This window comes from Haliovirga abyssi (genome assembly GCF_030295325.1).
GTDB lineage: Bacteria > Fusobacteriota > Fusobacteriia > Fusobacteriales > Haliovirgaceae > Haliovirga > Haliovirga abyssi.
The window spans coordinates 822,907-844,302 of sequence record NZ_AP027059.1 but is presented as its reverse complement, the minus strand read 5'-3'; the positions used below and the strand labels follow the sequence as shown (position 1 = coordinate 844,302).

General features: G+C 25.5%; 22 protein-coding genes. All 22 read right to left on the bottom strand.

What is annotated here, in order from left to right:
• Positions 1-372: a response regulator gene (locus RDY08_RS03770; RefSeq protein ID WP_307905093.1), complete on the bottom strand. Its 372-nt coding sequence runs from the start codon at positions 370-372 to the stop codon at positions 1-3.
• A 25-nt stretch (positions 373-397) separates the two neighbouring features.
• A complete protein-coding gene (gene uvrC, locus RDY08_RS03765; RefSeq protein WP_307905092.1) occupies positions 398-2,164 on the bottom strand; it encodes an excinuclease ABC subunit UvrC in 1,767 nt (588 codons plus the stop codon).
• Positions 2,165-2,205: 41 nt separating this feature from the next.
• Positions 2,206-3,075: an RNase adapter RapZ gene (gene rapZ, locus RDY08_RS03760; protein WP_307905091.1), complete on the bottom strand. Its 870-nt coding sequence runs from the start codon at positions 3,073-3,075 to the stop codon at positions 2,206-2,208.
• Positions 3,076-3,387 carry an STAS domain-containing protein gene (locus RDY08_RS03755; RefSeq protein WP_307905090.1) on the bottom strand — a complete coding sequence of 104 codons (312 nt, stop codon included), beginning with the start codon at positions 3,385-3,387 and terminating at the stop codon, positions 3,076-3,078.
• A gap of 3 nt (positions 3,388-3,390) precedes the next feature.
• The gene (locus RDY08_RS03750) at positions 3,391-4,713 is read right to left on the bottom strand and encodes an ATP-binding protein (RefSeq protein ID WP_307905089.1); all 1,323 of its coding nucleotides are present in this window, start codon (positions 4,711-4,713) and stop codon (positions 3,391-3,393) included.
• The gene (locus RDY08_RS03745; protein WP_307905088.1) at positions 4,707-5,159 is read right to left on the bottom strand and encodes a hypothetical protein; all 453 of its coding nucleotides are present in this window, start codon (positions 5,157-5,159) and stop codon (positions 4,707-4,709) included. The genes RDY08_RS03750 and RDY08_RS03745 overlap by 7 nt, the downstream gene beginning before the upstream one ends.
• Positions 5,160-5,202: 43 nt before the next feature.
• Complete coding sequence (locus tag RDY08_RS03740) at positions 5,203-5,676, bottom strand: chemotaxis protein CheW (protein WP_307905087.1); 474 nt, start codon at positions 5,674-5,676, stop codon at positions 5,203-5,205.
• 184 nt (positions 5,677-5,860) lie between these two features.
• A complete protein-coding gene (locus tag RDY08_RS03735; protein WP_307905086.1) occupies positions 5,861-7,642 on the bottom strand; it encodes a chemotaxis protein CheA in 1,782 nt (593 codons plus the stop codon).
• Positions 7,635-8,072 carry a chemotaxis protein CheW gene (locus RDY08_RS03730; protein WP_307905085.1) on the bottom strand — a complete coding sequence of 146 codons (438 nt, stop codon included), beginning with the start codon at positions 8,070-8,072 and terminating at the stop codon, positions 7,635-7,637. The genes RDY08_RS03735 and RDY08_RS03730 overlap by 8 nt, the downstream gene beginning before the upstream one ends.
• 96 nt (positions 8,073-8,168) lie before the next feature.
• A complete protein-coding gene (locus RDY08_RS03725) occupies positions 8,169-8,480 on the bottom strand; it encodes an STAS domain-containing protein (RefSeq protein ID WP_307905084.1) in 312 nt (103 codons plus the stop codon).
• Between the two features lie 105 nt (positions 8,481-8,585).
• The gene (locus RDY08_RS03720; protein WP_307905083.1) at positions 8,586-8,903 is read right to left on the bottom strand and encodes an STAS domain-containing protein; all 318 of its coding nucleotides are present in this window, start codon (positions 8,901-8,903) and stop codon (positions 8,586-8,588) included.
• Positions 8,896-9,318 (bottom strand): ATP-binding protein, encoded by a 423-nt coding sequence (locus tag RDY08_RS03715; protein WP_307905082.1) that lies wholly within the window; start codon positions 9,316-9,318, stop codon positions 8,896-8,898. The genes RDY08_RS03720 and RDY08_RS03715 overlap by 8 nt, the downstream gene beginning before the upstream one ends.
• A gap of 24 nt (positions 9,319-9,342) precedes the next feature.
• Positions 9,343-10,977, bottom strand: a complete 1,635-nt coding sequence (gene argS, locus RDY08_RS03710; protein WP_307905081.1) for an arginine--tRNA ligase — start codon at positions 10,975-10,977, stop codon at positions 9,343-9,345.
• 313 nt (positions 10,978-11,290) lie between these two features.
• The gene (gene aspS, locus RDY08_RS03705; RefSeq protein WP_307905080.1) at positions 11,291-13,066 is read right to left on the bottom strand and encodes an aspartate--tRNA ligase; all 1,776 of its coding nucleotides are present in this window, start codon (positions 13,064-13,066) and stop codon (positions 11,291-11,293) included.
• 40 nt (positions 13,067-13,106) lie between these two features.
• Positions 13,107-14,348: a histidine--tRNA ligase gene (hisS, locus tag RDY08_RS03700; RefSeq protein ID WP_307905440.1), complete on the bottom strand. Its 1,242-nt coding sequence runs from the start codon at positions 14,346-14,348 to the stop codon at positions 13,107-13,109.
• The gene (locus RDY08_RS03695) at positions 14,345-14,554 is read right to left on the bottom strand and encodes a hypothetical protein (RefSeq protein WP_307905079.1); all 210 of its coding nucleotides are present in this window, start codon (positions 14,552-14,554) and stop codon (positions 14,345-14,347) included. The genes hisS and RDY08_RS03695 overlap by 4 nt, the downstream gene beginning before the upstream one ends.
• Position 14,555: 1 nt before the next feature.
• A complete protein-coding gene (locus RDY08_RS03690; RefSeq protein ID WP_307905078.1) occupies positions 14,556-15,257 on the bottom strand; it encodes a helix-turn-helix domain-containing protein in 702 nt (233 codons plus the stop codon).
• Complete coding sequence (locus RDY08_RS03685; protein ID WP_307905077.1) at positions 15,250-16,500, bottom strand: replication-associated recombination protein A; 1,251 nt, start codon at positions 16,498-16,500, stop codon at positions 15,250-15,252. Before RDY08_RS03685 ends, RDY08_RS03690 begins: the two co-directional genes overlap by 8 nt.
• Before the next feature lie 109 nt (positions 16,501-16,609).
• Positions 16,610-18,622, bottom strand: coding sequence for a SpoIIE family protein phosphatase (locus RDY08_RS03680; protein ID WP_307905076.1), 2,013 nt, complete (start codon positions 18,620-18,622; stop codon positions 16,610-16,612).
• Between the two features lie 203 nt (positions 18,623-18,825).
• Positions 18,826-19,056 carry a preprotein translocase subunit SecG gene (gene secG, locus RDY08_RS03675; protein ID WP_307905075.1) on the bottom strand — a complete coding sequence of 77 codons (231 nt, stop codon included), beginning with the start codon at positions 19,054-19,056 and terminating at the stop codon, positions 18,826-18,828.
• 14 nt (positions 19,057-19,070) lie between these two features.
• Positions 19,071-20,612: a 2,3-bisphosphoglycerate-independent phosphoglycerate mutase gene (gene gpmI / locus RDY08_RS03670; protein ID WP_307905074.1), complete on the bottom strand. Its 1,542-nt coding sequence runs from the start codon at positions 20,610-20,612 to the stop codon at positions 19,071-19,073.
• A gap of 14 nt (positions 20,613-20,626) precedes the next feature.
• A complete protein-coding gene (gene tpiA / locus RDY08_RS03665) occupies positions 20,627-21,382 on the bottom strand; it encodes a triose-phosphate isomerase (RefSeq protein ID WP_307905073.1) in 756 nt (251 codons plus the stop codon).
• Positions 21,383-21,396 lie beyond the last annotated feature (14 nt).

The window sequence follows — 21,396 nt, the reverse complement described above, 5'->3', positions numbered from 1 at the left end:
CTATTCATCTCCTTTTAAATATTCTTTCATCTTATTTTGTAAATTTTCCAAATCAAATGGTTTTGAAATAAATTCTTGAATTTCTACATCTAGCATCTCTACAACATCCTTTAAATTATGAAACGCCGTAATCATAAATACAGGAACTTCTTTATTAATTTCTCTTATTTTTTGAATTGCTTCCAATCCATTCATTTGTGGTAACTGTATATCTAATAAAATTAGATCAACTTTATTGTTTTTTAGAATTTCAATTCCTTGCATGGCTCTTCCCGATTCTAAAAAATCATATCCCAAATCTTCAATTAACTCCTTAAGCACCAATCTAATTGTTAGTTCATCATCAATAACTAATACTTTTTTTTTATTCATATCCACATCTCCCCACTTTTTAAAATTAATTTTTTAATTTTAATATTTTTTTTGCTATCTCTGTAGGAATTATCTCCGACAGTTCTTCAAGACTACTTTTTTTTATTTTTTCTACTGTTTTAAACTTCTTTAATAATCTATTTTTTCTTATTGTTCCAATCCCTTTTATATCATCTAATTCACTTTTCAAAACTCTTTTACTCCTCAGTTTTCTATGATAAGTTATTCCAAATCTATGCGATTCATCTCTTAATCTTTGTAAAATTTTTAATGCCTCTTCACTTTTCAAAAAAACATAAGGTTCTTTTTCCTCAGCTTTATATATTAATTCTTCCCGTTTTGCTATACTTATAATATCCAAATATTCAAACTTACCTACACTCTTTAATACTTTTTCCGCTATTCCAAGTTGTCCTAATCCACCATCTATTAAAATTAATTGTGGAAGTTCATACTCTTTTAACTTTGAATACCGTCTTGTTAATACCTCTTCCATCATTTTAAAATCATCAGGAGTATCTTTTACTGTTATTTTAAATCTTCTATACTCTTTTGGAATGTTTTTCCCTTCTATTGCAACACTCATTGAACCGACTGCATCCTTGCCTTGAATATTTGATATATCAAAACATTCTATTCTCATAGGTATTTTTTTTAAATGTAACTCTTCTCTTAATTTATATAATCCTCTTTCCAAATTTTCCTTTTTATTATAAAATTTTTCAATTTCCTTATTTAAATTTAATTTTGCCATTTCTAAAAGATTTAATCTTCTGCTTTTTATTTTCGGAAAAAATATATTTATTTTTTTAGTTTTGCTAATTTTAGACCAACTCTCTAATATCTTTGCACTAGATTCAAATTTCTCTTCTAATATTATATTTTTAGGCATTGGAAATTTTGAATAATATTGTATAAATATATTATCTAATTCTCCATTTTCTTCTAATTTTAAATCTACATCAATAAAATTCTTACCTAAAATTTTCCCTTCTCTTACATTTAATATATAAATAAATATTTTCATATTTTTCTGAACTACTACAAATACATCTTCATCTACATTTTGACCATATTCCATTGTTAAACTATTTTTCAAATTTTTTACTGCTTCAATCTTTTCCTTATAAACAATAGCTTTTTCAAATTCTAATTTTTCTGAATACTCATACATTTTTTTTTCAAACTCTTTTATTAAATTTTGATATTTTCCTTTTAATATATCTCTTAATTCTTCAATTTTTTCTCTATACTCTTTCTCAACATTCTTATATACACATGGACCACTACACATTCCCATATTATATTTCAAACATGGCCTTTGATAAATTTTTGTCATATCTCTTTTACAATCTCTTAATTTTAACACTCTTTTTACAGCTTTTATAAATTTATAAACTCCCATAGGATATGGTCCAAACAATTCCTCTTTTGAGCCATTAATTCTTTTTGTACTTCTAATAATTTCTATTTTAGGAAATTTTTCTTTTGTTATTTTTATATATGGGTATGTTTTTTCATCTTTTAAAGCTATGTTATATTTTGGGCTATATTTTTTTATAAGATTATTTTCAAGTATTAAAGCCTCTATCTCATTATTTGTTAAAATATAATCAATATCCTCAATTTTTTTTACTAATTCTTTAGTCTTCGGTGCATTATCGTGGTTCTTATGAAAATAACTCATAACTCTTCTTTTTAATATTTTTGCTTTACCTATATATATTATTTTACCCTTAGATTTCATAATATAAATCCCAGGATTTTCTGGAATATCATCTAAACTTATCATAATTTACTCCTAAAAAATCAAGTTATTTCCCTATATTTAAATCATTTATTTATGTCTCTATGTGAAATTCTAATTTGATATTTTCCAAAACCAGAAAAATAATCATATAATTTGTTTACAAATGTAACTGATCTGTGCTTGCCGCCAGTACACCCAATTCCTATATTTAAGTGAGATTTTCTCTCTTTTTCAAAATGTGGAATCAAAAAACTTATCATATCTTGTAATTTATAAAAAAACTCTTTGCTTTCTTCTGCTTTCATAACATATTCTTGAACTTCTAAATCATTCCCTGTTTTCTTTTTTAAAGACTCTACATAAAATGGATTAGGTAAAAATCTAACATCATACATCATATCTAAGTCAATAGGAATCCCATATTTAAATCCAAAAGAGATAAAAGTTATAGATAATTTTTTTGTAAATTCTCCTTTAAATTCATTTTCTAATTTTTCTGACAAATTTTTTATTGTTAAATTAGTTGTATCAATAATTATACTTGCCATATTTCTTAAGTCTTCTAATCTTCTTCTTTCTTCCTCTATATTTTTTAAAAGTGTATTATATACATCTAAAGGATGCTTTCTTCTTGTTAAATTAAATCTATTTAACAAAATTTCATTTTTTGCATCTAAAAATAATATTTTATAATTAATATTATTATTTCTCAAATTTTTTATCTCTTCAAAAAAATCTTCAAAAAATCCCCAGCTTCTAATATCTATAACAAAAGCCAATTTTTTTATTTTCCCTTTACTTTTGAAATATAATGAAATAAAATTACTTAAAAGAGTTGCTGGCAAATTATCTATGCAAAAATATCCTCTATCTTCAAAAAAATTCATAGCTTGAGTTTTCCCTGCACCAGACATTCCAGTTATAATCAAAAACTCCAAATCATTTTTTTTCAATTAATTCACCTCTATTTTTATTATTTTCTCTATTCTAGTTAAATTTAATATTTTCAAAACTTCTTTAGATGGATTATATATAATCATTTTTTTTTCTTCATCTTTTGTAAATTTATATAATTTTATAAGCATAGCAATTCCTAAACTACTAATATATTCTAAGCCTGAAAAATCAATAATAACATTCTTACTATTATCTTCACCTATATCATAAATTAATCTCCCAGAAATTTTGTCAACTTCTTCTTGTGATAATTTTCCTATAAATCTTATTATTAAATTTTCTTCTATTTTTTCTTTTTTTATTAACATATTTTACACCTCTTTTTCAATAACAACTTTTATTTTCCTTCCATTTTCAGAATACTCTATTTTTTTTGAAAGTTGTTTTATTAAAAATATTCCTCTTCCTCTTTCCCCTAATATATCCATACCTTTTTTTTCATCATATTCAAATCCATCGCCCTCATCTAATACCTCTATTATAAAGTCACTATTATTAATAGTATAAGTCACCACTATCTTTTTTTCTAATTCATATTTGTTCCCATGTTCTAATGCATTTTGTAAAATTTCATCAACAACTAAATTTATATCTGCGATTTTTTCATTAGATATTATTTCCCTATTAACGTCATACATTATTGTTTGCATCACATTTCTAATCTCTTCTGATGTAGAATTTACCGTTATACTCTTTACTATTGCATCATCTGCTTTTATTTTTCGAATATCATCCGATATAATTATATTTCCATTTTTTATACTTACATTAATAGTCATTTCATTCATTTCTGATAAATTTATAAAACTTTCATCTATTATATCTTCTATATTAAAATTATTTTTTCCTAATTCATATTCAAATATCAATTTATCTTCTTCTAAACATATTTTTAAATTAAGCTCCTTTTTTATTTTAAACTCCTTTAATATAGAATAAAAAAATAATTTAATTAAATTTTTTATTTTATCAACTTCAAAATATAATTTTAATTTTAATATATTATCATTAGAAGTAATTACATTTAAATTAAAATCAAGTTCTTCTGATATTATTTCAATAAAATCTTGCATTTTTATCATTTCATATTTTCTAATACTTATATCCCCTCTATTTTTAAAAATATCTATTAAATAAAATATTTTATATTTCAATATTTTTATTCCTAATATTACAGGATTAAAATAGTTTAAATTTTCATAAATAGGAAGATTATCTATTTCACTTAATAGATAGGTCAATTTTTTTGAAAAATCCTTGTAGTAATAATATTCTTTTTCACGAGTTAAATCTAACTCTTTTTCTTTTAAATTTAAATTTTCAGTTATTTCTTTTATTTCATTTAATAACAACTTGCTTTTTAAGTACGCTATATTATCTTTCTTCATAAATTTAAATTCATCATTTAACTCATGTATTCCATTATCACTTTTTTTAATTTTATCCAATGTTTTTATATCCATATTTGTAATTTCTTCTTCATTCACTTTTAAATATATTTTATAACTTATCTTTTCCAAATTCTCATTAATATTCATAATTAATTTTTTAATATCTTTTTTTGATTTTTCTCTCTCTTTTATTAATAAAATCACTAACACTATTATTATTCCCAAAAAAATATAATTTACCATCTCAACTCACCTTTTATAATTTTTTCTAGATCAAAATAAATTTTAAATCTATATGCCATACTATAATTAATTTTTCCTTTTAAAATTCCTTCAACTTTTATATCTAAACCTCTTAATATTAAAATTTTATTTTTATAATTTTGAATTAAAATAATTCCTTTTTCATAGTATTTGTAATAGTATCTATAATACTCATATGTAGACATTAACAGCTTATTTTTATTAAAAATATTTTTATAATAATCTATCATCTCTGAGTTTGTTACTTTTAAATTTAAGGTTTTTTTTATATTTTCATTTATTTCTTCTCCGTTACTTATCTCATTCAATGATTTTATTTTTAATATATTTTTTAACTGCATATTATAATTTTTTAATTTTAATTCCTGAGAATATAAAATATTAAAAAAATATATATAACTAATAATTAATATGATTTTTTTCATTTGTTTTCCCCTTAATTCTAAATAAAAGGCGGAAATCCGCCTTTTATTCGATATCTTTCAATACTTCTTTTTCCTCTACACTTAATATTTTTTCTATATCTAATAATATTAACAATCTTCCCTCTGTTTTAGCTATCCCATTTATAAATTCTCCATTAATTCCAGAAATTATTTTGGGCGGATTTTCAATTATATTTACAGGAATTTTTTCCACTTCTGAAATATCATCTACTAACACTCCAAATTCTAATTCTTCTGTTTTTAATATTAATATTTTAAATTCTCTTGTTATCTCTACTGTAGAAAGTCCGAATCTTTTTCTAAGGTCCATTACTGGTATTATTTTCCCTCTAAGATTTACCACTCCTTCAATAAAATATGGTGTATTTGGTAATTTTGTTATATCCGCCATTTTTATTATTTCTTGTACTTGCAGTATATGAACACCATAATAACTATTTTCTAATTTAAAGACCACCACTTGTAATTCTTTTACACTCTTCTCCTCTATTGCCATAATTATCCCCTCCTAAATATTTTTTTTATTTCTTTAAGGAACGTTTAAAAAATAAGTTTCTCATTTTTTGTTATAAAAACGCTTAAACCATTGCGTATTTTAAAACAAAATCGGAAGGTTATTTTTAAGCCGTTCCTAAGTATATTTTTTATTTTAAATGTTTTTTCTATATAAAGCGATACATTTAATCCTTCCCATTGTTTTTTATATTTTTATATTTTATCTTTTTCATCTTTACATTTGATTTGCCTTTATTAACTATTAAACTAGAATCTAAAATCATTATTATATTGCCGTCTCCAAGAATTGCTGTTCCACTAATTCCACTTACATTATTTAAATATTTTCCAAGTGGTTTTATTACAATTTCTTGTTTCCCTAACATTTCATCAATTACTAATCCCACTCTTTTTTCACCAAAACCAATTATAACTAAATTTATTTTTTCTTCTTCTCTTTCAAATTCTTCAATATTAAATACACTACTTAAATAAACTATATTTAAAGTTTTTTCTCTTAAAAATATTAATTGCTCTCCTGATATTGTTTGTATCTCATTTTTATTAATTCTTCTTGTCTCTATTACATTATTAAGCGGTATAGCATATTTTTTATCTGAAATTCCTATTATTAATACAGGCATTATTGCTAATGTAAGTGGTAATCTAACTCTAAAAGTAGTCCCTTTTCCCTCTTCAGTTATAACATCTACAATTCCACCTAGTTTTCCTATGCTTGTTTTTACAACATCCATCCCTACTCCACGACCAGATATATCCGTTATCTCTTCTGCTGTTGAAAATCCAGGATGAAATATTAAATTAATAATATCATATTTTCCCATATTATCTATCTTTTTTTGAGTTAATATTCCTTTTTCTAAAGCTTTTTTTCTTATAATATCTGAATTTATACCTTTCCCATCATCTTTAATATCTATAAATACAAAATTATCTTCCTGCTTGGCATTTATAGATATTAGTCCTGTTGCAACTTTCCCATTTGCCATTCTTTCTTCTGGAGTTTCAATTCCATGATCCAAAGCATTTCTTATCATATGAACTAATGGTTCATATATCTCTTCAGATACTACTCTATCTAGCTCTGTATCTTGTCCAGAAACTTCAAATTCGACTTTTTTATTTAATTTATTTGATAAATCTCTCACTACTCTAGGAAATTTATTAAAAACTTTCTCTAACGGTATCATTCTCATTTTCATAACAGAGCCCTGTAATTCAGTTGTTAATCTACTAATAAAATTTGAATTTTCATTTAATTCTTCTGATTTAAATTTAGAACCTATTTGTAAAAGCCTATTTCTTCCAGTGACAAGTTCCCCAACTAAATTCATAATATCATCTATTTTTCTTGTATCTACTCTTATTAAATGTGATTCTATTTTCTTTTTTTCTTCGCCTATATTTTTTTCTTTTTCTATTGAAGTTATTTTTTGTGAATTTTTAATTTTTATTTCTTCTATATTCTCTTGATTATAATTTTCTAATATTTTATCTATTTTTGTATCTATTGATCTTTCTATATTTTCTTCTTTTGAATTCTCCTTTACAACTTTTTTTTCAGTTAATTCAATTATTTTTTTTAATACTTCATCTATATTTTGTTCCCCATTACCATTATTCATAATATCATTTATCATTAATTTAATTTTATCTATTCCTTCTAATAAGATATTTATTATCTTTTCATCTACAAACATCTCTTTGTTTCTCAATTTATCTAACAAGCTCTCCATTTTATGGGCCAATTCTCCCATTACTGTAAAATTTAAAAAAGCAGATGAACCCTTCAAAGTATGTATAGATCTAAAAATAGAATTTATTAGTTCATAATCTTTTGGAGCTTTTTCCAATTCTAAAAGTTCTTTATCTAATTTTTCTATGATTTCATTTGCTTCCTCAATAAAATCCCCTCTAAATTGACTCATATCAAAATTTTCATCCATTTCTTTCACCTTCTTCTGTAATGGATAAAAGCTTTTTTATATCTAATAAAATTAATAATTTCCCTAAATAATTTACAACTCCTATAAAACTTTCTTTTGGAATTCCTATAGAAAGTTCCGGTGCCTCTACAATTTTATTTTCATTTAAATTTATAACTTCATCTACTTTATCTACAAGTATTCCAACGTTTTGTTCTTCTTCTCTGATTATTAGAATATTACTATCTTCATCCAGTTTTTTTTGAGGCAATTTAAATTTTACATTAAAATTAAGTATTGGTACTATATCTCCCCTTAAATTTATAACCCCTTCTATGTATTCCTCTGCATTAGGAACTTCTTCAATTTTAGGAACTCTTATTATCTCTCCAATTTCTTTCACTTGAACAGCATATTTTTCCTCTCCTAATTCAAACGATACTACTTTCATATTTTGCCTCCTTTATTTCTCTATAGAAATTATAAAATAGAACAACTCCCCTTTATAGTCATTACTATTTTATTGTTTGCATAGAAATAAATAGGTCTATTCAAGTTTGTCTGTTATATCAAAAAATGATACTAAATTTACAAGTTTTAATATTCTCATAACATCATCCCCAACAGAATATAATTTTAAACTTCCATTTTGTTTCTTTGTATATTTAAGCAAAGTTACTAACACTCCAATAGCAGAACTATCTATATATTTTACTCTTGACATATCTAGCACTACATTAATAATATCTTCTGCTTCCCATATTTTCATCTCTCTTTTTAACTCTCTAGCTTCTTGAATTGTAAAATCCATATCAATTGAAACTATAACTCTATTATTAACTATTTCTTTTTCAAGCATAATTATCCCTCCTAAAACTATATCTAAAATAATTAAAATATCTTTTTACTATTCTATGATTAGACCCCAAAAAGGTAGCTTTCTAAATACCTTTTGGGAAGTCAATCATTCTATTATATCAAAATAAGAAATTAAATTTACAAGCTTCAATATTCTTTTAATATCTTCTGTTGGAGATATTAAACTTAAGTTACCATTTTTTTCCTTTAATTTTTTCAAATACATAACAAAAATTCCAATGCCAGAACTATCTATATGATAAACTTTATTCATATCAATATAGATATCAATAATATCTTTCTGTTCAAGCTCTTCAAACACTTTCCTTAAATCACGTATTTCTCTAGAAGACATATTTTGATCTAAAATTATATATCCTCTATTTCCTTTTATTTCAACCTTTATTTTATTACCATTATTCATTATTTACATCTCCTGAAAAATATTTTGTCAACTCTAGCCTTGTTCCATCTTCTAACTGAAAATAATTTACATCATCCATTATTGAGGTAATCAGAAAAACTCCTAATCCATTCTCTTCATATTCTTCCAATTCCCTACTTTTTATATCTTTAATGTCTGTTTTTATTCCAAAATCTCTAAATATAAATACCAATTTATCATCATATTGTTCTATAGTATAGATTATATCTTTATCTACTTCTTTTTTATATGCATGTTCTATTATATTCGCTGAAGCTTCTGCAACAGCTAATTTTAACATATAATTTGTATTCGAATCAAATTCAAACAGATCTAATGTTGCTTCTGTTAAATTTTTTATTATTTTTATATTTTTATAATATGCAGCTATTTTCAGTTCAAATATTTTTTCCATACTTGCCCCCTAAAACCAACTAGTTTACATTCTTTCTGGTGCTGATACTCCCATTATAGTTAGAATGTTTTTTAGAGTTATTTTAACGCCTAACAGTAATGCTAATCTAGCTTCTGTTAATTCTTCATCTTCTGTTAATACCTTATGTTTATTATAAAAAGTATGAAATAGCCCTGCTAATTCTTGTGAATATTTTACAAGTCTATGTACTTCATAATTTCTAGATACCAATTCTATTACTTCTTTTAATTCATCCATCTTTTTTATAAGTTTTATCTCTTCATCTTCTTTTATTAATTCTAGCTTATAATTTCTGGGTTTGTCAAGATTTATTTTTGCCTTATCTAATATTGAACATATTCTAGCATGGGCATATTGAATGTAATATGCTGGATTACTAGAAGACTGTTCTTTTGCTGCTTCTAAATCAAAATCAAATTGACTATCACTGCTTCTCATTATAAAAAATATTCTAGCAGCATCTTTTCCAACTTCTTCCATTAATTCTCTTAAAGTTATAAAATTCCCTGTCCTTTTTGACATTACAAAAGGCTGCCCATCTTTATAAAGATTTACTATTTGAACTAATATTACATCTAAGTCATTTTCACTATATCCCAAAGCCTCTAATGAAGCTTTCACTCTCTTAACATATCCATGATGATCTGCTCCCCAAACGTCAATTAACTTTGTATAGCCTCTTTTTATTTTATTTTCATGATAAGCAATATCTGAAGCATAATAAGTTGTAGTTCCATTGTCTCTAATTACAACTCTATCTTTATCATCTCCAAAATCTGTAGTTTTAAACCATTTAGCTCCATCTTTTTCATATATAAATTTCTTCTCTTCAAGTTCTTTCATAGTTTCCAAAACTTTATTATCTTCATATAAACTTTTTTCACTAAACCAATTATCAAACTTTATTCCAAAATCATTCAGATCTTTTTTTATTGAGCTTAAACACCACTCTAAAGAATATTCAGTAAAGAAATCTTTTACACTATCAAATTCTTTATTTTTTTCTCCTGAATATTTATCTTTAATTTCTCTTGCTATATCGTAAATATACTCTCCATTATATCCATTGTCTAAAAAATCTATTTTTTCTCCAAGAACCTCTTTATATCTTAAATATACTGATTTAGATAAATTTTCAATTTGCTTACCTGCATCATTTATATAATATTCTTTCAAAACATCATATCCTGCAGCAATCAAACTGTTTGCAATAACATCTCCAACTACAGCCCCTCTTCCATGCCCCACATGCAAGTGTCCTGTTGGATTAGCACTTATATATTCAACCATAACCTTTTTGTTTTCTCCAATTTCCAATTTCCCAAAATCATCTTTTGTTTTTAATACTTCTTCTAATATCCCTAAAATAATATCATTTTTTAAATAAAAATTTATAAATCCAGCTCCTGCTATTTCTACCTTTTTAAATTCATCTTTCTTTTCTAACTCTTCTTTTAAATCATTTGCAATATCTCTTGGTGATTTTCTCAATATTTTAGCTAATTTCATAGCAATATTTGAAGAAAAATCTCCAAATTTTTCTTCTTTTGGTTTTTCTACTTCAAACTCTATTAACTCTATTTTTTTATTTTTTAAAACTTCAATTATTAAATTTTTAATTTTTTCTTTTAATAACATTTTTTCCTCCAGTATAAAATTTTATCATAAAAACTATTGTTTTATAAACAAATTACCAGTAAAAACTATTACTAATAATTTTTACTGGTAATTTATCCAGGTTGCCGTCATCTTTTTTTTGTTTTGGTCCTTCAAGGACACGGTGGAATCAGATTAATAATGCATACGGAGTCCGTATAGCCTGTGTTAAAACTATCGTGACTAACCCGAGTTACAATATTAAGAGCTAGTTTCCGGATATATGGTATTAGGCCAAAATATCAAAAAAGAAGCGAACAACCCAGAAATATTTTTTAATTATTTTTAATTATTTTTAATTTTTCTTTAATGTACTCTTTAAGTTTAATTCTCTTAATTGTGTAAATTCTACTCCCGAAGGAGCTTCTGTCATTAGACATTGGCCTTTTTGCGTTTTAGGAAATGGTATAACTTCTCTTATTGATTGTTCTTTTAGCAATACCATTAAAAATCTATCTAATCCAAACGCAATACCGCCATGAGGTGGTGCTCCATATTTAAAAGCGTTTAAGAAAAATCCAAATTTTTCTTCTGCTTCTTCCTTTTCCAATCCCAATAACTTAAACACTTTTTCTTGTGTTTCTTCTTGATGAATTCTAAGACTTCCTCCACCAACTTCATTTCCATTTAATACTAAATCATAACTTACAGTTCTTATTTTTTCTGGAGCTGTTTCCATTAAATCCATATCTTCAGATTTTATTGCTGTAAATGGATGATGTTGTGCTTTATATCTTTTTTCTTCTTCACTCCACTCTAAAAGAGGAAAATCTACAACCCATAAGAATTTATATTCATCTTTGTTTATCAAATCTAATTTTTCTCCTAATTGTAATCTTAAATTTCCTAAAGAATCATATACAACTTTTGGTTTATCTGCAACAAAAAATAATATATCTCCAGGTTCTCCATTCATTCTCTTAACAAGTTGTTCCACTTGTTCTTCAGAGAAAAATTTAGTTATTACAGAAGCATAACTTCCATCTTCATTAATTTTTATCCAAGCTAACCCTTTTGCTCCATAAATAGATACAAATTTTGTCAAATCATCTATTATTTTTCTTGATAATTTTCCTGAACCAGCTTTTGCATTAATTCCTTTTACTAATCCGCCTTTTTGTGCAACTGTTCTAAATACTTTAAAGTCACATTCTTTGGCTATATCTGTTAAATCAACTAATTCTAATCCAAATCTTGTATCTGGTTTATCTGAACCATATTTTTCCATTGCTATATTATAATCTAATTTTTCAAATTTATAATCAATATCTACATCAACAACATCTTTAGCTATTTTTTTAGATAATTTTTCCATCATATCCATAATCTCATTTTCTGTAACAAATGACAGCTCTACATCCACTTGTGTAAATTCTGGTTGTCTATCTGCTCTTAAATCTTCATCTCTGAAACATTTTGCTATTTGATAATATCTCTCTATTCCACCAACCATTAATATTTGTTTAAATAGTTGTGGAGATTGAGGTAATGCATAAAATTTCCCTTCATTCATTCTACTTGGAACTAAAAAATCTCTAGCTCCTTCTGGAGTAGATTTAGTTAATACTGGTGTGTCTACTTCTAAAAAATCTTCTTCCATAAAAAAGTTTCTCATAGAATTTATCATTTTGCTTCTTTTTAGTAAATTATTATACATTTTAGGTTTTCTCATATCAAGATATCTATATTTTAATCTAATATTTTCATTAACTGTTGTATTATCATCTATTTCAAAAGGTAAAACTTCTGATTTGTTTAAAATTTCTAATTCATTTATAAAAACTTCTACCTCTCCTGTTTTTAAATTAGGATTTATATTTATCTCATCTCTAGCTTTTACTTCTCCTTGAACTTTTAGTACATATTCACTTCTAAGTCCATGAGCTTTACTATGTACTTCTGCATTGTATTCAGGATTAAAAACTATTTGCGTCATTCCTGTTCTATCTCTTAAATCAATAAATATTACCCCTCCATGATCTCTTCTTGTATTTATCCATCCTGAAAGTGTTACTTTTTCTCCAATATTTTTTTTACTCAATTCATTAAGAGCGTGCGTTCTATAATACATTTATTACCATTCCTCCCCTATATTCTTATTTTTAAATTATTTATTTCAGTTTAATTATAATATTTTCTAAATCATACAGTTCTTGTTCTCCTGTTTCTAAATCTTTCAATATCATATTTTTCGTTTTCTTTTCATCTTCTCCTATAATTACAGCATGTGTAACTTTAGATTTAGAAGCCTTTTTCATATTAGCTTTCATGCTTTTCTCTTCAAAATCTATAATAACTTTTATACCATTTTCTCTTAAAATTTTTGATATAAAAAAAGCATATTCTTTGACATTTTCACCTATCCAAGCTAAATAAACACCCTTTTCTATTTCATCTGCTTCTTTATCTACAAGCATCATAAGTCTTTCTATCCCAGCTGCAAACCCTACTGATGGAACATCTTTACTTCCCATTTCATTTATCAAATTGTTATATCTCCCACCAGCTAATACAGTCCCTTGTGCACCTAATTTATTTGTCACTATCTCAAAAACTGTATTTGTATAATAATCTAGCCCTCTTACTAATCTAGGATTTATTTTATATGGTACTTTAAATATATCTAAGTATTTTTTTACTTCCTCAAAATGTTCTTTACAATCTTTATCCAAATAATCGATTATAATAGGAGCTTCTGCAGTTTCTTTTTTACAAGATTCTACTTTACAATCCAAAACTCTAAGAGGATTTTTTTCATACCTAATTTTACAATCTTCACATAAATTATCATATTTAGTTTCTAAAAATGATTTTAATTTATCCCTATAAATTTTCCTACAAACTGGACATCCTACTGAATTTATTTGCACTTCTATATCATTTATACCTATTTTTTTTAAAAAATCATATCCCATTGCAATAATCTCAGCATCTAAAACTGGTGAATAGCTTCCAATAGCCTCTACTCCCACTTGATTAAATTCTCTATATCTACCTGTTTGAGGTCTTTCATATCTAAACATTGGTCCATAATAAAAGAACCTTTTTAATTTTTTTTCCCCATACATTTTATGTTCTAAAAATGCCCTTACAACAGAAGCTGTCCCTTCTGGCCTAAGAGTGATACTTCTTTTTCCTTTATCTATAAATGTATACATCTCTTTATCTACAATATCTGTTCCTTCTCCAATTCCTCTTTGAAAAAGAGAAGTTTCTTCAAAAATTGGAGTAATTATCTGTTCATAATTATAATTATTAAAAATTTCTACAGCTTTATTTACTATTTCTCTAAATTTTTCAGAATCAATTCCATATATATCTTTCGTTCCTCTAACCGCTTTCAATGCCATTATTGCTCCTCCCTAACAGCTTTTAATAATAATTTTTCTAATAATGTCGAATCAATTATATTCATGTTTTCCATAGTTAAATATTCTTTAAAATATCTTTTCATATGTTGTTCTATTTTTTTCATATTTTCAAACTCTATGTTTTCTACATATTTTTCTAAAACTTCATTTATATCCATTATCTCTAATACACTACACTTTTTACCCAATTTAAAACTCCTTCCAAATATCTTTCTTATCATTTCCTAAATCTTCTCTTTTTCCATTATAATCAACTATAATTTTGCCTTTTTTATATACTTTAATAATAACTTTATTTTTTGTTTTTAGATTTATGCTTTTATTTTTTTCTAAAAAACCAGAAAATTTATTTTTTTTATTTTCCATTATAACTATCCAACTTTTTTTTTCTGCTTTTATTTTTATCAAATTAAATGCGACTATTTTAAATTTGATGTTGCCACCATTTTCACTATTTTTTTTTTCAACTACTTTTTTACTAATTATATTTGAAGTTTCAACCTCTTTTTTCCCAATTTTAATCTCCTTTTTATTTGAAATTTCAAATAAAATTATAAAAATCAATATTACCAATAATAATATTCCACCAATAATAAAATTTTTCTTATTATTTTCTATTGTTTTTACTATCTTTTCTTCTTCTAACTCCACATGAGTTTTTTTTGTTTCCTCATATTTCTGAATAACTTCCTTTACATCTAATCCTACAAATGTAGAATAATTTTTTAAAAACCCCCTAATATAAGTTTCCCCTGGTATTTCTTCAAACTCTTCTGCCTCTAACGCCTCTAAATATCTTTTTTGTATTTTTGTCTCTTTTGCTATCTCTTCAATTGTTATTCCTTTTGCTTCTCTTGCCTCCTTTAGATAAACACCAAAAAAATCATTCATTGTCCCACTCCCACATTTTTTTTAATTTTTTCATTATCATATTCTCATTTTTATTATTCCCCGCTTTATAATAAAAAACTTTATTTCCTACATATTTTTGATTAACAAAATTCCCTTCAAATGAATGAGGGTATTTATATCCAGAATCAGGTATATTTAAAAGATGTTTTGGAACTTCATAATTTATTCCACTTTCAACATCTTTAATTGCATTGTTTATAGCTTCATAACTACTATTACTTTTTGTTGATATTGCTAAATATATTGTAGCCTCTGATAAAATTATTCTTATCTCTGGCATTCCAATCTCTTTTGCAGCATTTAATGCAGCATTAGCGATTACTAATGCATCTGGATTAGCTAACCCTATATCTTCTGCTGCTAAAATCATTAAACGTCTTGCTATATATTTAGGGTCTTCTCCTCCAACCAACATTTTAGCAAGCCAATATATAGATGAATCAGGGTCGCTTCCTCTTATGCTCTTTATATATGCCGATATTATATTATACTTATCTTCTTTTTTATCATAACTAATTCGATTTTTTCCTAATATTTCTTTTATCTCTTTTATATCTAATTCTAAATCTAAATCTATAATTAACTGCAAATAATTTATAGCTTGCCTTGCATCTCCATTTGATAATTTTGATATATAATCTATAATTTCATCATCTATTTTTTGAATATTATTATTAGTTATTTTTTGTTCAACATTTCTAATTATTTGTTTTATATCTTTATTTTTTAATTTATTAAATTCAAATACCAGGCATCTTGAAAGCAAACTATTATTTAAAGTATAATATGGATTTTCAGTAGTTGCTCCAATGAGAACTATTGTTCCTTTTTCTGTAGATGGTAACAAAGAATCCTGTTGTAATTTATTAAACCTATGTATTTCATCTAAAAAAAGAATAGTTTGTTTTCCTTCTATTTTAAGCTTTTTTTCTGCATTTTCTACTATATTCTTTATATCTTTTACTGTTGCCGTTGTAGCATTTAAATTTTCAAAATATCCATTGACTTCATTGGATATTACTTCTGCAAGAGAAGTTTTTCCTGTACCTGGCGGTCCATAAAAAATAGAATTTACTATGTTTTTTTTTTTTATTAATTTAAATAATATTTTATTTTCAGATAATATCTCATTTTGTCCAATATAATCCTCTAATTTTTTAGGTCTAAATCTAAATGCCAACGGCATTTTATTTTTATAAATAGAATAAAATAGATTGTTCATTTTTCCTCTCCCATTATACCATAACTCTATTTTTTTAACAATACTTCAACTTTTTTTCTTTTATATTTATACATATTTTTTATCTAAAATTTTCCCAAACTCTATTTTTTTAACATTCTTTTTCTATTATTAAAATAGTTGTATCATCCTTTATCCCAAAACTTAAAATTTCTTTTATTTCTTCATCAAATTTTTCTAAAATTTCATTTCCACTTCTCTTTTTCAATAATCTTAATTTTTCTTCAAGGTCATCTCTATCAATATATCCATTTTCTACCAAACCGTCTGTATATAAAAATAGTTTTTCTCCCAATTTCAAATTTATTTTTTTATCTTCAAATCTCAAGTTTTCTCTTTCTTTTATTTCTGAACTTGATAATACACCTAATATAATAGCATCATTTTTTATATTTTCTATTCTATCCTTTCCAATAATATATACTTTTTCTTGCGATGCAAAAGATCCTAACACCTCGCTGTTCTTTTTATTAAAAATAAAATAACTACAACTAAGGGTTATCCCATCTACAAAATTTTTATTTATAATATCATTTAAAGAATATAAAGCTTCTTTTGGAGAACTGTACTCCCTAAAATATGTTCTTATTACAAATTTCAAAGCACTAATCATTAATGCAGCAGAAACTCCATGCCCTGCTATATCTCCAAAAAATACTCCATATCTATTTTCATCAATAGACAAAATTTCAATAAAATCCCCACCAATTCCATTTACCGAATAATTTTTATATAAAAAATTTATACATTTTAAATTTGGCTTTTCAAAATTAGACATTTCTTTATGTAATTTTTTAGCTATTTCCATTTCATCATTTATTTTTCTACTTTTTTTTCTAAGTTCTACAATTGCTTTTGCTAATTCATAATTCTTATTATTTAATTCTTTTGTCCTCTTCATCACTCTATTTTCTAACTCTCTGTTTAATTTTTTTAACGAATTTTCTCTTATATCTACAGCGTTTGTAATTTCATTAATCCCTTTGACTAACTCTCGATATTCTCCAAAACTACCTTTATTTGAAATTCTTCTTTTATAATTCCCTTCTTTTATATTATGTAAAACTTCTATTATTTTATTTAGCGGTCTTAAGGCAGATGTTAATACAAAATAAATTATCATTATTAATATAATAAATGTTATAATCTCTATTTTTAAAAATAATTTTTTATTTTCCAAATTCAATTTATTTAGCACTTCAAAATCATCCAAAACTCCTATATATCCTATTACTACTTTATCATAATTATATATTGGGAAACAATCGATTATATATTTTTTCCCTAATATTGTTACTACTGACTCTCCATTTTCTTTTGTTTTTTCTAAATTTTTTCTAATATTTTGATACCTATTTGTATCATAAAATAATGTTGAACTGTATATTAAGTTATTATTAAACAATATAACTTCTCTATTTATTGCTTTTTTTAATTTTTCTAAAAAATCTCCATTTAATCTTTCTCCTACAGCAACTATTCCATACGGCGAAGAATAAAAATATCTAGAATCTTTTCCTATTGGAGCTAAAGCTTTTATATAAAACTCATTTTCTTTTTTTTGTATTAAAGTATTTCCTACTCCTCCTAAATTTTTTAATGCAATCACATCTTTTATATACTTTTCATTTCCATTATCTATAAATTTTCTTTCAAAATCACTAGAATTACCCATTAATTTATATGTAACACTATAAAATGCAACTCCTATTGGTTCCGAACCTCTGCCAGTCCCATATAATTTATTTTTTTGAAAATTAGCAAGTTTTATTTGCCAATATTTAGTAAATTTTGTTGTTTTTATCTCTATTTTCTTTGGAAAAATAACATATTTATTTTTTAAATATATATTATTTTTAAAAGCATGGTATGTTTGTTCATCAGAAGCTATTATTCTCGCACCTGTAAGTAATCTTTCTTTTTCTTTTTCAACATATTCCTTTGCACTTTTTTCTGAATACTTATTCTCATCAATAAATTTAGATTTTAAAACTTTATAATAGTTATTCCTAATATTTGTAAACATAAAATATGAAATAACAAAATATATTATTCCTACAATAATAACAACTATATTTTTAATACTAATTTTTTTCAAATCCATTTTATTCACCTTAAATTTTAAAATTAGTGATAATCTGTTATAAAAAAGTTTATATCTTAAAAAAATGGTCTATTCCCTCTTTTTCTAAAACTTTGAACATAATTATTTATAACTTCTCACCTACTTTTTTAATACTATATAATTAATTATATAGTATTAAAAAAGTAGGTATGCTATGATTAGCATACCTAATAAAGCACTTTTTATTTATTCCCCATAACATATAATACTAATGCCACGATTACAAATAAAGCTGCCACGATTTCAGTTGCTCTAGCTAACGGTCCGCCGTCATTTGAAACTCCAAAATATGAACTTGCAGCTCCACCACCAAATGAACTTGCTAACCCATGGCTTTTATCTGGTTGAATCAAAACTAATACTATTAAAAGTACCGCTAATATAAACAATATTGCTGTTAAAAATATAGTCATTCTATTTCATCCTCCTATTTCTCTATTAAATTCTTTCCTGTCATCTCTTTTGGCTTTTCTATTCCCATTACACCTAACATAGTTGGTGCAATATCTGATAATTTTCCGTCATTTCTTAATTTTACATTTTTTAATTCATCAGATACAACTATAAATGGAACTGGATTAATTGTATGTGCTGTAAACGGAATATGAGTTTTAGGATCTTCCATTAAATCCGCGTTCCCATGATCTGCAGTTATAAAAACTATTCCATCTTTACTTTTTACTTTTTCAATAACTTTAGCAATACATTCGTCAACTGCTTTCACTGCTTTTTCTGCAGCTTCAAATACTCCAGTATGTCCAACCATATCTGTATTTGCATAATTTACTATAATCATATCATATTTATCTTCATCTAATGCTTCTAGTAAACCATCTGTAACCTCATACGCACTCATTTCTGGTTTCATATCATATGTTGCAACTTTTGGAGAAGATACTAATTTTCTATCTTCATTTTTAAAAGGTTCTTCAACTCCACCATTAAAGAAAAATGTTACATGAGCATACTTTTCTGTTTCAGCAGTTCTTAATTGTTTTAACCCTTTATCACTTATTACTTTTCCTAAAACATTATCTAAACTTTCTGGAGTATATGCAACCGGTGCTTCTATTGTTATATCATATTGAGTCATACATACAAAATTAACCTTTGGATTGTTTAATCTTGTAAAATTATCAAATTTTTTATCATTAATTGCTCTTGTTATTTCTCTAGCTCTATCAGGTCTAAAATTAAAAAATATTACACTATCACCATTTTTTATTGGATTTAGAGGATTCCCTGCTTTATCTGATACTACTGTTGGTTTTATAAATTCATCTGTAATATCATCTTCATACGCAAGCTCTATAGACTTAACTGGATTAAATGTTTTATCTCCTGCACCATTTACTATAGCATCATAAGCTTTTTCTATTCTATCCCATCTATTATCTCTATCCATTGTATAATATCTTCCAGATATTGTTGCTATTTCTCCTATGCCTATCTCTTTTATTTTTTCTTGTAATTTTTTTACATAATTTACAGATGATTTTGGTGGTGTATCCCTCCCATCCAAAATAGCATGCACTGCAACACTTTCTACTCCCAATGTTTTTGCCATATCTAATAATCCAAATAGATGCTCTATATGTGAATGAACTCCACCATCAGATAATAGTCCCATTAAATGTAAAGTCTTATTATTTTCTTTTGCACTATTCATTGCATTTAACAAAGCTTCATTTTTTAGTATATTCCCATCTTTTATTTCTTTTGAAATTTTCACTAATGGTTGATATATAACTCTTCCCGATCCTATGTTTAAATGGCCAACTTCTGAGTTTCCCATTTGCCCTTCTGGTAGTCCAACAGCTTCTCCAGAAGCTAAGATAGTTGTATGAGGGTAACTATTCCAATAGTTATTAAAATTTTCAGGATTACTTTCTCTTATAGCATTTTTTTCATCTAAATTGTTATTAATTCCCCAACCATCCAATATCATTAACATTACTGGTTTTTTCATAATACACCTCCAAATTATTTTGCACTTTTAACTATTTTTGAAAAATCTTCTGGTATTAAGCTTGCTCCCCCAACTAATCCTCCATCTATGTTTTTTTGAGAGATTAATTCTTCTGCATTAGCCGGTTTCATACTTCCACCATATTGAATTGTAATTTCATTTGCTGTCTCTTCATCATATAATTTTGCAATAAGTCCTCTAATAAATTTATGAACTTCTTCTGCTTGTGCTGGAGTAGCTGTTTTTCCTGTACCTATTGCCCAAACTGGTTCATAAGCTACAACTACATTTAACATATCTTCTTTAGTTAGATCTTTTAATCCCCCAACCACATGATCTTCTACAACTTTTTCTGTATTTCCAGATTCTCTATCTTCTAATTGTTCTCCAACACACAATATTGGTTTTAAATCATGAGCTAATGCTGATTTTACTTTTTTATTTACAATTTCATTTGTTTCTCCAAAATATTCTCTTCTTTCTGAATGTCCTAATATAACATATTCAACATTAATATCTTTTAACATCAATGGAGAAATCTCTCCTGTAAAAGCACCTTTTTCTTCCCAATGCATATTTTCTGCTGCTACTTTCACATTTGAGTCTTTCAATTCTTTTGCTACATCTGATAATGCTGTAAATGGAACTCCAACTACAACTTCTACATTCTTTACATCTTTTACTAATTCTTTTAATTCACTTACTGTCTTCACTGCTTCTGTGTTAGTTTTATTCATTTTCCAATTTCCTGCAACTATTAATTTTCTCATTACTATTTCCTCCT

Bases quoted from the DNA above. Each gene is read 5' to 3' on its own strand.
- RDY08_RS03770 (WP_307905093.1), bottom strand. From the start codon at position 372: ATGAATAAAAAAAAAGTATTAGTTATTGATGATGAACTAACAATTAGA.
- uvrC (WP_307905092.1), bottom strand. From the start codon at position 2,164: ATGATAAGTTTAGATGATATTCCAGAAAATCCTGGGATTTATATTATG.
- RDY08_RS03755 (WP_307905090.1), bottom strand. From the start codon at position 3,387: ATGTTAATAAAAAAAGAAAAAATAGAAGAAAATTTAATAATAAGATTT.
- RDY08_RS03750 (WP_307905089.1), bottom strand. From the start codon at position 4,713: ATGGTAAATTATATTTTTTTGGGAATAATAATAGTGTTAGTGATTTTA.
- RDY08_RS03745 (WP_307905088.1), bottom strand. From the start codon at position 5,159: ATGAAAAAAATCATATTAATTATTAGTTATATATATTTTTTTAATATT.
- RDY08_RS03740 (WP_307905087.1), bottom strand. From the start codon at position 5,676: ATGGCAATAGAGGAGAAGAGTGTAAAAGAATTACAAGTGGTGGTCTTT.
- RDY08_RS03735 (WP_307905086.1), bottom strand. From the start codon at position 7,642: ATGGATGAAAATTTTGATATGAGTCAATTTAGAGGGGATTTTATTGAG.
- RDY08_RS03730 (WP_307905085.1), bottom strand. From the start codon at position 8,072: ATGAAAGTAGTATCGTTTGAATTAGGAGAGGAAAAATATGCTGTTCAA.
- RDY08_RS03725 (WP_307905084.1), bottom strand. From the start codon at position 8,480: ATGCTTGAAAAAGAAATAGTTAATAATAGAGTTATAGTTTCAATTGAT.
- RDY08_RS03720 (WP_307905083.1), bottom strand. From the start codon at position 8,903: ATGAATAATGGTAATAAAATAAAGGTTGAAATAAAAGGAAATAGAGGA.
- RDY08_RS03715 (WP_307905082.1), bottom strand. From the start codon at position 9,318: ATGGAAAAAATATTTGAACTGAAAATAGCTGCATATTATAAAAATATA.
- argS (WP_307905081.1), bottom strand. From the start codon at position 10,977: ATGTTATTAAAAGAAAAAATTAAAAATTTAATAATTGAAGTTTTAAAA.
- aspS (WP_307905080.1), bottom strand. From the start codon at position 13,066: ATGTATTATAGAACGCACGCTCTTAATGAATTGAGTAAAAAAAATATT.
- RDY08_RS03690 (WP_307905078.1), bottom strand. From the start codon at position 15,257: ATGAATGATTTTTTTGGTGTTTATCTAAAGGAGGCAAGAGAAGCAAAA.
- RDY08_RS03685 (WP_307905077.1), bottom strand. From the start codon at position 16,500: ATGAACAATCTATTTTATTCTATTTATAAAAATAAAATGCCGTTGGCA.
- RDY08_RS03680 (WP_307905076.1), bottom strand. From the start codon at position 18,622: ATGGATTTGAAAAAAATTAGTATTAAAAATATAGTTGTTATTATTGTA.
- secG (WP_307905075.1), bottom strand. From the start codon at position 19,056: ATGACTATATTTTTAACAGCAATATTGTTTATATTAGCGGTACTTTTA.
- gpmI (WP_307905074.1), bottom strand. From the start codon at position 20,612: ATGAAAAAACCAGTAATGTTAATGATATTGGATGGTTGGGGAATTAAT.
- tpiA (WP_307905073.1), bottom strand. From the start codon at position 21,382: ATGAGAAAATTAATAGTTGCAGGAAATTGGAAAATGAATAAAACTAAC.